We start from the raw sequence: 11,903 nt of genomic DNA on the forward strand, positions 1-11,903 counted from the left end.
GGACGAGGCGATCGACATCGTCAACGACGTCGACTACGGCCTGACCTCCGGGCTCCACTCGCTCGACCCGGGCGAGATCGGCACGTGGCTCGAGCGGATCCAGGCGGGCAACCTCTACGTCAATCGCGGCATCACCGGAGCGATCGTGCGCCGGCAGCCGTTCGGCGGGTGGAAGAAGTCGGCCGTCGGTGCGGGGACGAAGGCCGGCGGCCTGAACTACCTGCTCGGCCTGGGCTCCTGGAGCACGGCACCGGCACAGACCGGCGTGCCGGCCTCGCGCCCGGTGCAGGAGTTCGTCCGAGCAGCCGGGGTCCCATCCCCGTCGCTCGACCGGTCCGTGGCGTCGGACGAGCAGGCCTGGTCGACGCTGTTCGGTGCCGCGGTGGACGTGTCGGCGCTCTCGGCCGAGCGGAACGTCGCCCGGTACCTGCCGTACCCGGGCGTCCACGTCCGACTCGCGACCTCCGGTGAGGACGCGGTGGCCGACCTCGTGCGGGTCGTCGCCGCTGCCCTCCGCGCCGGGACCACGGTGGACGTCTCGACCGCCGAGCCGCTGCCGTCGAGCGTCGCGGCCGCGGTCCGTGCGCTGCCGGTGGTGCGCTCGGTCACCGATGGCCAGTCGGACCAGACGTTCGCGCGACGCATCGCCGCCGGACCCTCGACCCGCGTGCGGCTGATCGGCGGTGACGTCGCGGCGCTGTACGCGGCGGTCGACGGCCGTCCGGACGTCGCGGTGTACGGCGAGCCCGTCACCGAGGCCGGTCGCGTCGAGCTGCTGCCGTTCCTCCGCGAGCAGGCGGTGTCGATCACGGCGCACCGCTTCGGCACGCCGAACCACCTGACCGACACGCTCATCTAGCGGCGGCGGCGGCGGCGGGCGGCGGCGGGCCCCGCCGATGTGCGCATGGCGGACGGCGGACCGGTGTCACGACACCAGCCGCCGGCCCCGTGCGTACCGTCGGGTCCATGTGCGAGTCCGTCCAGTGCCCCGTCTGTGGCAAGACCACGTGGACCGGCTGCGGCGACCACGTCCGCGACGTGCTGCGCGGGACCCGCCGCCGCGACCGGTGCGCGGGACACGGCTTCCCCAACCACATGCTCGACGGCACGGGCTTTCGTTGAGCCCCGCTCGCTGAGCCGTCCCTCTTCGACCCTGGCCGGTAGCCGCGCTCGTCACGGTCGTGCGCAGGAGTCCGGCGTTGGCTCGGGACATGAGCGAACAGATCGTCCGTCCCCTCGGCCTCGCACACGTGCGGGTCACCGTCACCGACATCCACCGCAGCAAGGCCTTCTACGAGCAGCTGCTCGGCGTGGCGCCTGCGATGGACTTCAGCGAGCACATCGACGAGCCCGGCATCGCCGAGGACCGCGACCGGCTGTACGGCGGCTGCATCTTCCCCGTGGGGGAGCAGCTGTTCGGCCTGCGCCCGGTGGCGCCGAGCGGCCAGCGGTTCGACCCCGACACCGTCGGGCTCGACCACGTCAGCTTCACGGTCGGCTCCGTCGACGAGCTCCGCGCCGCCGCGTCGCGCCTCGACGACGCGGGCATCGAGCACGGTGATGTGACCGACCTCGGCGACGCCGGCATGGTGATCCTGTCGGTGCAGGACCCCGACGACATCAACCTGGAGCTGGCCGCCCAGAAGTAGGTACGGGCCCGTCGGTCGTCAGGCGTCGACCGGGACCGTCATCCGCTCCGTGACGAGCGCGCGGAGTGTCTCCGGTACGGGTGTCGGCCGACGGGCACCCTCACGGTCGATGACGACGTGCACGAACTCGCCCGTCGCGAGCAGGGCGCCGTCCGACTGGCGGAACAGGCCGAAGTCCCAGGCCAGGCTCGTGGTACCGATGCGCTTGGACCGCATCCCGACCTCGATCACGTCGGGCCACACCGCGGACTCGATGAAGTGGCAGCTCGACGACACGAGCACCGCGATCCACGGCGAGGTGAACGGGTCGAGCCCGGCCTCCGTGCGGAACCAGTACGTCGCCGCGTTGTCCATCGCGCTGTAGTACAGCGTGTTGTTCACGTGGCCGAACATGTCGTTGTCGTTCCACCGCGTGGGGTACGCGCGGCGGTACGGGTACTCGTCGAGGGGCATCGGTATCCGTTCGGTAGGGCGGGGAAGTCCGACAGCGGGTGGTCGGACAGCGGGTGGTCGGACAGCGGGCGGTCGGACAGTGGCGGTCGGTCAGGGGCGCAGGACGTACTCGAACGTCGTCCGCGCCCGGGCCGGGTCCGGGCGGTCGCCGCTGATCAGGTCGGCGTAGGTGAACGACTCCGAGATGCGGACGAGCAGTCGTGCGAGTTCCTCGGCGGCGAGCGGCGCGGGGTCGAACGCGCCGTGGTCGTGCTCCTCCTGCACGAGGGCGGTCACGACGGCGACGAACCGGCGCTGGACGTCACTGTCCGTGGTCGTGAGGAGTCGCAGGGCCCGAGCCGGCTCGCGGGTCAGGAAGGTCCGGAAGTACGGCGCCTCGATGAGGTCCGCCGTGAAGTGGTCGAGCACCGCCACGATCCGTGCGGCGCCGACCAGGTCCGCCGCGGCGCGGGACGCGGCGTCGAGCGTCGGGACTGCCAGCGACCAGAGGATCTCGGACAGCAGCTGGTCGCGGTTCCCGACCCAGCGGAACAGGGAGGTGCGGTCGACGCCCAGCGACGTCGCCAGGGATCCCATGTCGATCCGGGAGCCGGCGATGAAGCTGTGCCGCGCGGAACGGAACGCGCGTCGGGACTCGGGATGTGCCTCCAGTCTGGCGGTGAGCGCAGACGGGACGAGGGCCGCGCCGAGCGTCCCCATGTCGTGTGCTGTGCGTTCCTGTGAAGGCACGGTCCTCCCTTGCAACGTTTCCGAGAATGATGCACGCTCGGGGGTATGTCAACGACGTCCGTGCCCACCACCCTGCTCGAGTCCGACTTCTACCGGTTCCAGGAGGGGCTGACGGAGCGGGAGCGGGAGTCGCTCGGGCAGTTGCGCGCGTACCTCGAGTCCGAGGTGCGTCCGATCGTCGACGACCACTGGGCCCGGGCGGAGTTCCCGCGCCAGACCATCGCGCCGCTCGCGGAGCTCGGCATGTACGGGCCGAGCATCCCGCTCGTGCGCCAGTTCGAGAACTCGGCCGTGTACCGCGGGTGGGCGGCCCTGGAGCTCGGGCGGGTGGACGCGAGCGTCGCGACGTTCATCGGCGTGCAGTCCGGCCTGGCGATGAACTCGATCGCGGTCGGCGGCAGCGACGAACAGCAGCAGGAGTGGCTGCCGCGGATGGCGACCGGCGAGGTCATCGGGGCGTTCGGGCTGACCGAGCCGCTGTCCGGCAGCGACTCCGCCCGGGGCCTCCGGACGACGGCCCGGCGCGAGGGCGACACCTGGGTGCTCGACGGTGAGAAGCGCTGGATCGGGAACGCGACCTTCGCGGACGTGGTCGTCATCTGGGCGAAGGACGTCGCCGACGAACAGGTGAAGGGCTTCCTCGTCACGACGGACACCCCGGGGTTCACCGCGACGAAGATCGAGGACAAGATCGCCCTCCGTGGCGTGCAGAACGCCGACATCGTCATGCAGGGCGTGCGGGTGCCCGAGTCGCGCCGGCTGCAGCGCGCGAACTCGTTCCGCGCCACCGCCGAGGTGCTGCGCCTGACCCGGACCGAGGTCGCCTGGCAGGCGATCGGCATCGCGGTCGGTGCGTACGACGCAGCGCTCGCCTACGCCCGGGAGCGCGTGCAGTTCGGCAAGCCGATCGCATCGCACCAGATGGTGCAGGACCTGCTCGTGAAGTCGCTCGCGAACATCACGGCGTCGATCGCGCTGTGCACCCGGGCGTCCCAGATGCAGGACGAGGGCATCGGCGCGGACGAGCACTCGGCGATGGCGAAGGCGTTCGCGACCGCCCGGATGCGGGAGACCGTCGGGTGGTGCCGCGAGGTGCAGGGCGGCAACGGCATCGTGCTCGACAAGGGTGTGGCGCGGTTCTTCGCCGACGCCGAGGCGATCTACTCGTACGAGGGCACGCGCGAGGTGAACACGCTCATCGTGGGGCGGGCGATCACGGGCCAGGCTGCGTTCGTGTAGTCAGGGCCGCCGCGGCGGGGCAGCCGCGGCCCGCCCGCTCCGCGAGCAGCCCCGGCCCGCACCGCGGCCCGCCGCCTACCCCAGCAACTCCGGCCGCTCCCACGCCTCGCCCAGCACGTGCTCCGCCAGGAAGGCGAACACCGTCTGGTACCAGACCACCGCGTGCTGCGGCGCGAGCACCCAGTGGTTCTCGTCCGGGAAGTACAGGAACCGGTGCGGCATCGACCCGTCCGGCCCCGCGTGGTGCTCGGCGAGCTCCGCCCACAGGCGCAGCCCCTCGCCGATCGGCACCCGGTAGTCGCGGTCCCCGTGCACGACCAGGAGCGGCGTCGTGATGTCCGCCACGAAGCGGTGCGGGTCGTTCTCGTGCAGCCCCCGCTCGTCGAAGATCGACTGCCAGTACTGCGCCGAGTCGGTCGTCCCGGCGAACTGGTCGAGCGCCCACAGGCTCGCGTGCGTGACGATCGCCCGGAACCGGTCGGTGTGCCCGGCGACCCAGTTCGCCATGTACCCGCCGAAGGACCCGCCCATCGCCGCGGTCCGGGTCTCGTCGATGTCGTCCCGCGCGACCACGGCGTCCGTGATCGCCATCAGGTCGGTGTACGGCGCCTGCCCCCACGCGTTCCACCCGCGGTTCACGAAGTCGAGCCCGTAGCCGGTCGACAGCGCCGGGTCCGGCAGCAGCACGGCGTACCCCCGCGCGACCATGAGCTGCGGGTTCCATCGCCAGGACCACTGGTTCCACGAGTTCAGCGGTCCGCCGTGGATCCAGAGCAGCAGCGGGTGCGGCCCGTCGCCCTCCGGCAGCAGCAGCCAGCCGCGCACGCGGGCACCGTCGGCCGCGGTCACCGCGACCTCCTCGGTCCGCGCGGGCACCTCCGGCAGGGGCGCGGGGGTCGCGAGCGGGGTCACCGTCCCGTCGGTCGCGATCCGGACGGGGTGCAGCGGCGCCGCCCAGGAGGCACGGAGCGCCACCACGACGTCCGTCCCGCCCGCCACGCGCAGGCTGGAGTACGCCCAGTCGTCGTGGGTCACCTGCTCGACGGCGCCGCCGTCGAGCGGGATCCGGAAGAGCGGCGCACGCCCGTCCTGGTCCGCCACCGCCAGGAGCGCACCGTCGTCCGGCGTGAACACGAGCTCGGACGGCCACCGGTCCCAGTCCGTGGCGACGCGACGCGCCCCCGAGCCGTCGACCGCGGCGACCCACACCTCCTGCTCGTGCGCGCCGGCCGGGGTCGACCGGACCGTCCGCACCCAGGCGATCGTGGTGCCGTCGTGGCTCAGGGTCGGCAGCTCGTGGTCGACGCCCTCCTCGTCGAACAGCACCGTCCGGGTGCCCGTCGCGACGTCGATCGTGACGACGGCCGACCGGGTGCCGCGGGCTTCCTGCACGCCGACCGCGGCGAGCACGGTCGACCCGTCCGGCGACACCGTGCCGCCCACGTGGTCGAGCGTGCGACCGGGCGCCGGCGTGATGTCGCGGGGGACCGGCATGTGCGCCGGGTACCCGGCAGCACGGTCCTCGTCCGCGCCCGGCTCGGGCGCGGCGTCGATGGCTGCCGTCGAGGGCACCCGGGCCTCGGGCTCCCGCAGCTCGGACGTGTCCAGCACGAGCAGGTGCGGCCGCGCCGGACCCAGGTCGTGGTCCCAGAACCGCACCGGGTAGGTCTCGTGCAGGACCGCGCGGACCCGACGGTCCTTCCGCCGGTCCCGCAGTCGGGCGTCCTCGGCGACCACGGTGTCGCGGTCGGTCCCGGCACCGGGCAGCAGGTCGGCCGTCAGGACGACGGCGTCGGCCGCGGTCGCGACGCCGAACACGCCGCCGACGCCGCCCGCCAGGGCCGTCACGGGTCGTGCCTCGCCCCCGGCCGCGGGCAGGAGCCAGAGCTGGGCGCCCTCGGGCTCGTCCCCGGACTCGTCGGGGCGTGCCGAGACGAACAGCAGGTCGCCGGAGCGCGTGAAGGCGACCCCGCCCTCGCCCTTCGCCGAGCGCGTCAGGCGCACCGGGGCGCCGGACCCGTCGGCGTCGGACGGGGCTGCCGGCACCTGCCACACCGACCGTCGGTACCCGGTGCCGCGCTCGTCCAGGGCACTCACGGTCAGGGCGACGCGCGTGCCGTCCGGACTCAGGGCGATCCCGTCCACGCGGGGCAGGGCGGTGTACTGGTCCAGGTCGGAGAACGGCGTCGTCATGCCCTCACGCTACGGCCGTCGTGCACCCTGCAACAGGGGGCGCCGGCGACGAAGCCGCTCAGGCCCGCCAGGCGGAGCCGCTCAGGCCCAGAACGCCGCGATCGCCTCGGCCACCGTCTGCCCCTGCCGCCGCCCCTCGGTGGACGCGGGCGCCTGGGTCGACAACGACAGCGAGTCGTCACCGAACGCGTGCTGCGAGGCACTGTCCGCGACGACGACCTCGACCGAGCTCCCGCCGGCGCGCAGACCCTCGACCGCGACGTCGAGCCACGGCCCGAGCGGCGACGGCCCCTCGGGACCGCAGGCGATCACGAGCACCCGCTCGTACCCGGCGGCGACGTCGGCGTTCGTCGCGGAACGCATCCCGCCGTCGATGTGCGGCACCCCGTCGACACGGACGGGCGACCAGACGAACGGCACCGAGCAGCTCGCGGCGACCGCGCGGGGGAGCGGGACGCCGGACTCGGCGGTGAGGACCCGGAAGGTCCCGTCGACGGCGTCGATCGCGGTGACGCCGAACGGCTTCGCCGGCCACTCGGTCGTCGGCAGTGTGTGCGAGAACGTCTCGATGCGTTCCTCGTCGGTCTGCCCGGTGACGACCTGCTGCGCCACGGCCCCGAGTCGGGCGCGGGCCTCCTGCTCCGAGGCGACACCGGTCAGGACCTGCACGAGCCGCTCCTGGTAGTCCTCGGACGCGATCCGGGCGGGCTCCTCGTAGCTCGTCGGCAGCGGCGCGTGCTGCTGGTCGTACGCGGCCTGCACCTGCCCGGCGCGGACGAACGCCCCGACGACGCTGCCGGCGCTCGAGCCCACCACCAGGTCGGCCGCGTCGAGGTCGACCCCGGCGTCCTGCAGGGCGGAGAGCACGCCGACCTCCCACGCGATGCCGGCGACGCCGCCACCGCCCAGGACGAGGGCTCGGGTACCGGGGGCGGGGGTGGCGAGTTCGCTCATGCGACCTGCTTACCAGGTCCGGGAACAGCGGACGGGAGGATCGTGGCGGGCCCCGCCACGATCCTCCCGTCCGTCACCGCGTCAGACCGACGCGACGTCGATGAGCACCTTGCCGACCGCGTCGCCCTCGACGGCGTCGTGGGCCGCGGCGGTGTCCTCGAGCGCGAAGCGCACGAGCGGCAGGCCGGCGTCCTCGCCGACGGGCAGGACGCCGTCCCGGAGCGCGGCGGTGACGTCCTCGGCGGCGGCCGCCAGCGCGTCGTCGCCGATCGTGTAGAGCAGCAGGAACTGGTAGCGGGCGTTCACGCTCATGTTCGGGCGGATCGGCAGAGTCGCGTCGTCCCCGCCGTTGTTCGCGTAGATCGAGACGACCCCGTGGTTCGCGAGGACGTCCGCGACGAGCCCGGCGTTCTGCGGGATCGAGACCTCGACGACGATGTCCACGCCGTCCGGGGCGATCTCGCGGATGCGGGCAGCGGCGTCCTCGTCGCGGTAGTTCACGGTGTGGTGCGCGCCGGCGGCGGTCGCGAGGGCCGCCTTGGCGTCCGAACTGATGGTCGTGACGACGGTGGCGCCGGCCCAGCGGGCGAGCTGGATCGCCGCGTGCCCGACGGCTCCGGCGCCACCGGCGACCAGGACGGTGCGGCCCTCGAGCGCGCCGGGGGACAGTCGCGCCGGGCCGTGCTCGTGCGTGGTCAGGGCGCGGTGGGCGGTCATCGCGGGGACGCCGAGCGAGGCACCCACGTCGAAGCTCGTGCCCTCGGGGAGCCGGACGGCACGCGCGGCGGGGACGACGGTGTACTCCTGCGCGGTGCCGGTCGGGCGGCTCGCAGCGGCCATGTAGAGCCAGACGCGGTCGCCCTCGGCCAGGTCGGTGACGCCCTCGCCGACGGCGTCGACGACCCCGGCTCCGTCCTGGTTCGGGGTGATCTCCGGGAAGGGCAGGGCGTCACCGTAGGTGCCGCCGGCGCGGGCCTTCCAGTCGGTGGGGTTCACGCCGGAGACGACGACTCGGACGCGGACCTCGCCGGGGCCGGGCTGCGGGACCTCCCGGTCGACCAGGTCGAGGACGCTGCTGGCTCCGGGCTTCGTGTAGACGATCGATCGCATGGGACCAGGCAACCACCGCGGGGGCCGGGGGCTTCCCGGCGACGCTCAGCGGGCGTCGAAGGCGTCGCGGGAGTCCTGCACATCGGCCATGTGCGTCGTCGCCCAGTCCTCGAGCGGTTCGAGCACGGCCCGGAGCGACCGGCCGCGCTCGGTCAGCTCGTACTCGACGTGCGGCGGGATCTCCGGGTACACCGTGCGCGTGACCAGGCCGTCACGCTCGAGGGCGCGCAGGGTCTGCGTGAGCATCTTCTGCGACACGCCCTGCACCCGGGACGCGAGCGCCGAGTACCGGAGCGGACCACCCGCGAGCGACCCGATCGTCAGGACACTCCACCGGTCCCCGATCCGGTCGAGCAGCTGCCGCGAGGGGCAGTCCGCCGCGTAGGGGCTGTACTCGAGTGCAGACATCACGACCTCCGTTACGCACTGACAGGTGCCTACTTCCTGAAAGAGAGTAACGCGAGTACGGTCGGTCGCACCAGATCCACGTCCGAGGAAAGGACCACCATGACGAGCATCGTCGTCTTCGGCGGCACCGGGTACGCCGGCTCCGCCATCACCCGCGAGGCACTGTCCCGCGGCATCGCCGTCACCGCCGTCGCGCGCGACACCTCGAAGCTCGACGCCGCCGAGGGGCTGACCCTCGCGCAGGGCGACGCCTTCGACGCCGACTTCGTCGCGGAGGTCACGAAGGGCGCCGACGTCGTCGTGGTCGCCCTGCACGCGGTCCAGGCGGACGGCAGCGAGCTCAAGGACAAGTTCCAGCACTTCGTCGACGCCGCTGCCGCAGCCGGTGCGCGCCTGGGCATCGTCGGCGGCGCGGGCTCGCTGCTCGTCGCCGAGGGCGGCCCCGCCCTGTTCGACACCCCGGACTTCCCCGACGCGTTCAAGGGCGAGGCGAAGAGCCACGCCGAGGTCCTCGAGGAACTCAAGGCCTCCGGCACCGAGGTCGACTGGTTCTACGTGAGCCCGGCGGCGGCCTTCGGCGGCTACAACCCCGGCGAGCGGAAGGGCACCTACCGCACCACGGACGACCTGCTGCTCACCGACGCCGAGGGCAACTCGGACATCTCCGGCGAGGACTTCGCGATCGCCTTCGTCGACGAGGTCGAGCACCCCGCGCACCACCGCGCCCGCTTCGGCGTCGCGTACTGACGCGGCGCGCGCCGCGGCGCGCCGCGCCGCGCCGCGCCGGGTGTTCCGCACAGCGGGAAGCACGCCGCACCACGCGATCACGTGGCACGGCGTGCTTCCGGTTGTGCGCGAGCAGGACGCACCACCCGCCGGACGGGAGGCACGGGGCGCGGCCGCCACGCGCCTCCAGGCCGGTGGGCGGTCGGGTCGCGCGCGGCGCGCGCCGCGTCAGTACGCGACGCCGAAGCGGGCGCGGTGGTGCGCGGGGTGCTCGACCTCGTCGACGAAGGCGATCGCGAAGTCCTCGCCGGAGATGTCCGAGTTGCCCTCGGCGTCGGTGAGCAGCAGGTCGTCCGTGGTGCGGTAGGTGCCCTTCCGCTCGCCGGGGTTGTAGCCGCCGAAGGCCGCCGCCGGGCTCACGTAGAACCAGTCGACCTCGGTGCCGGAGGCCTTGAGTTCCTCGAGGACCTCGGCGTGGCTCTTCGCCTCGCCCTTGAACGCGTCGGGGAAGTCCGGGGTGTCGAACAGGGCGGGGCCGCCCTCGGCGACGAGCAGCGAGCCCGCGCCGCCGACGATGCCCAGGCGCGCACCGGCTGCGGCAGCGGCGTCGACGAAGTGCTGGAACTTGTCCTTGAGCTCGCTGCCGTCCGCCTGGACCGCGTGCAGGGCGACCACGACGACGTCGGCGCCCTTCGTGACCTCCGCGACGAAGTCGGCGTCGAAGGCGTCGCCCTGCGCGAGGGTCAGCCCCTCGGCGGCGTCGAGCTTCGAGGTGTCGCGCGCGACGGCGGTGACGGCGATGCCGCGGGACAGTGCCTCGCGGGTGATGGCGGAGCCGGCGTACCCGGTGCCGCCGAAGACGACGATGCTCGTCATGGTGGTCCTTTCCTCGGACGTGGATCTGGTGCGACCGACCGTACTCGCGTTACTCTCTTTCAGGAAGTAGGCACCTGTCAGTGCGTAACGGAGGTCGTGATGTCTGCACTCGAGTACAGCCCCTACGCGGCGGACTGCCCCTCGCGGCAGCTGCTCGACCGGATCGGGGACCGGTGGAGTGTCCTGACGATCGGGTCGCTCGCGGGTGGTCCGCTCCGGTACTCGGCGCTCGCGTCCCGGGTGCAGGGCGTGTCGCAGAAGATGCTCACGCAGACCCTGCGCGCCCTCGAGCGTGACGGCCTGGTCACGCGCACGGTGTACCCGGAGATCCCGCCGCACGTCGAGTACGAGCTGACCGAGCGCGGCCGGTCGCTCCGGGCCGTGCTCGAACCGCTCGAGGACTGGGCGACGACGCACATGGCCGATGTGCAGGACTCCCGCGACGCCTTCGACGCCCGCTGAGCGTCGCCGGGAAGCCCCCGGCCCCCGCGGTGGTTGCCTGGTCCCATGCGATCGATCGTCTACACGAAGCCCGGAGCCAGCAGCGTCCTCGACCTGGTCGACCGGGAGGTCCCGCAGCCCGGCCCCGGCGAGGTCCGCGTCCGAGTCGTCGTCTCCGGCGTGAACCCCACCGACTGGAAGGCCCGCGCCGGCGGCACCTACGGTGACGCCCTGCCCTTCCCGGAGATCACCCCGAACCAGGACGGAGCCGGGGTCGTCGACGCCGTCGGCGAGGGCGTCACCGACCTGGCCGAGGGCGACCGCGTCTGGCTCTACATGGCCGCTGCGAGCCGCCCGACCGGCACCGCGCAGGAGTACACCGTCGTCCCCGCCGCGCGTGCCGTCCGGCTCCCCGAGGGCACGAGCTTCGACGTGGGTGCCTCGCTCGGCGTCCCCGCGATGACCGCCCACCGCGCCCTGACCACGCACGAGCACGGCCCGGCGCGACTGTCCCCCGGCGCGCTCGAGGGCCGCACCGTCCTGGTCGCCGGTGGCGCCGGAGCCGTCGGGCACGCGGCGATCCAGCTCGCCCGCTGGGCCGGCGCCACCGTCGTCACGACCATCAGTTCGGACGCCAAGGCGGCCCTCGCGACCGCCGCCGGCGCGCACCACACCGTGAACTACCGCGACGAGGACGCCGCTGCCCGCATCCGCGAGATCGCCCCGGACGGCGTGGACATCGTCGTCGAGGTCTCGATCCCGCAGAACGCCGGGCTCGTCGCGGACGTCCTCGCGAACCACGGGGTCGTCTCGATCTACGCGAACAACGGCGGGGACGACGCGACTCTGCCGATCCGCCCGAACATGAGCGTGAACGCCCGCTACCAGTTCCTGCTGCTCTACACGATCGGCGACGACGCGCTGGCGGCCGCCGCCGAGGACGTCACCGCCGCGCTCCGGGACGGCGTCCTGCCCGTCGGCGAGGACGCCGGCCTGCCGCTCGTGCGCTTCGCGCTCGAGGACACCGCCGCGGCCCACGACGCCGTCGAGGGCGACGCGGTCGGCAAGGTGCTCATCGACGTCGCGTCGGTCTGACGCGGTGACGGACGGGAGGATCGTGGCGGG

Annotated in this window: 13 protein-coding genes; 6 read left to right on the forward strand and 7 right to left on the reverse strand. The window is 73.2% G+C overall.

Translation table 11 applies throughout. The annotated features are described in order from the left end of the window. Together HUN59_RS10205 and HUN59_RS10210 are read left to right on the forward strand one after the other, a co-directional pair. A partial coding sequence (locus HUN59_RS10205) for an aldehyde dehydrogenase family protein (RefSeq protein WP_174779455.1) occupies positions 1–859 on the forward strand: 859 nt, incomplete at its 5' end. A gap of 352 nt (positions 860–1,211) precedes the next feature. Further along, the gene (locus HUN59_RS10210) at positions 1,212–1,649 is read left to right on the forward strand and encodes a VOC family protein (RefSeq protein ID WP_174778286.1); all 438 of its coding nucleotides are present in this window, start codon (positions 1,212–1,214) and stop codon (positions 1,647–1,649) included. 18 nt (positions 1,650–1,667) lie between these two features. On the opposite strand, the gene HUN59_RS10215 is transcribed toward HUN59_RS10210, so the two are convergent. Together HUN59_RS10215 and HUN59_RS10220 are read right to left on the reverse strand one after the other, a co-directional pair. Next, positions 1,668–2,102, reverse strand: coding sequence for an acyl-CoA thioesterase (locus HUN59_RS10215; protein WP_058741789.1), 435 nt, complete (start codon positions 2,100–2,102; stop codon positions 1,668–1,670). 90 nt (positions 2,103–2,192) lie between these two features. Further along, positions 2,193–2,831: a QsdR family transcriptional regulator gene (locus HUN59_RS10220; protein WP_229666900.1), complete on the reverse strand. Its 639-nt coding sequence runs from the start codon at positions 2,829–2,831 to the stop codon at positions 2,193–2,195. A 45-nt stretch (positions 2,832–2,876) separates the two neighbouring features. Between HUN59_RS10220 and HUN59_RS10225 the strand changes: the two genes are divergently transcribed. Next, positions 2,877–4,070 (forward strand): acyl-CoA dehydrogenase family protein, encoded by a 1,194-nt coding sequence (locus tag HUN59_RS10225; RefSeq protein ID WP_174778287.1) that lies wholly within the window; start codon positions 2,877–2,879, stop codon positions 4,068–4,070. A gap of 75 nt (positions 4,071–4,145) precedes the next feature. On the opposite strand, the gene HUN59_RS10230 is transcribed toward HUN59_RS10225, so the two are convergent. The 4 genes from HUN59_RS10230 to HUN59_RS10245 all read right to left on the reverse strand — a co-directional run bounded on the left by HUN59_RS10230 (position 4,146) and on the right by HUN59_RS10245 (position 8,735). Next, a complete protein-coding gene (locus HUN59_RS10230; protein ID WP_174778288.1) occupies positions 4,146–6,263 on the reverse strand; it encodes a S9 family peptidase in 2,118 nt (705 codons plus the stop codon). A gap of 81 nt (positions 6,264–6,344) precedes the next feature. Beyond that, a complete protein-coding gene (locus HUN59_RS10235; protein ID WP_174778289.1) occupies positions 6,345–7,217 on the reverse strand; it encodes a patatin-like phospholipase family protein in 873 nt (290 codons plus the stop codon). An 81-nt stretch (positions 7,218–7,298) separates the two neighbouring features. Next, positions 7,299–8,327: an NADPH:quinone reductase gene (locus tag HUN59_RS10240; RefSeq protein ID WP_174778290.1), complete on the reverse strand. Its 1,029-nt coding sequence runs from the start codon at positions 8,325–8,327 to the stop codon at positions 7,299–7,301. Positions 8,328–8,372: 45 nt separating this feature from the next. Next, positions 8,373–8,735, reverse strand: a complete 363-nt coding sequence (locus HUN59_RS10245; RefSeq protein ID WP_174778291.1) for a winged helix-turn-helix transcriptional regulator — start codon at positions 8,733–8,735, stop codon at positions 8,373–8,375. 99 nt (positions 8,736–8,834) lie between these two features. Between HUN59_RS10245 and HUN59_RS10250 the strand changes: the two genes are divergently transcribed. Further along, positions 8,835–9,482 carry an NAD(P)-dependent oxidoreductase gene (locus tag HUN59_RS10250; RefSeq protein WP_174778292.1) on the forward strand — a complete coding sequence of 216 codons (648 nt, stop codon included), beginning with the start codon at positions 8,835–8,837 and terminating at the stop codon, positions 9,480–9,482. Between the two features lie 207 nt (positions 9,483–9,689). Here the strand turns inward: HUN59_RS10250 and HUN59_RS10255 are convergent, their stop codons facing one another. Beyond that, the gene (locus HUN59_RS10255; protein ID WP_174778292.1) at positions 9,690–10,337 is read right to left on the reverse strand and encodes an NAD(P)-dependent oxidoreductase; all 648 of its coding nucleotides are present in this window, start codon (positions 10,335–10,337) and stop codon (positions 9,690–9,692) included. A 99-nt stretch (positions 10,338–10,436) separates the two neighbouring features. On the opposite strand from HUN59_RS10255, the gene HUN59_RS10260 reads away from it, so the two are divergent. Next, on the forward strand, positions 10,437–10,799 hold the full coding sequence (locus HUN59_RS10260) for a winged helix-turn-helix transcriptional regulator (protein WP_174778291.1): 363 nt from the start codon (positions 10,437–10,439) through the stop codon (positions 10,797–10,799). 45 nt (positions 10,800–10,844) lie between these two features. After that, positions 10,845–11,873, forward strand: coding sequence for an NADPH:quinone reductase (locus HUN59_RS10265; protein WP_174778290.1), 1,029 nt, complete (start codon positions 10,845–10,847; stop codon positions 11,871–11,873). The last annotated feature ends 30 nt before the right edge of the window (positions 11,874–11,903 follow it).

It is taken from the genome of Curtobacterium sp. Csp2 (genome assembly GCF_013347165.1).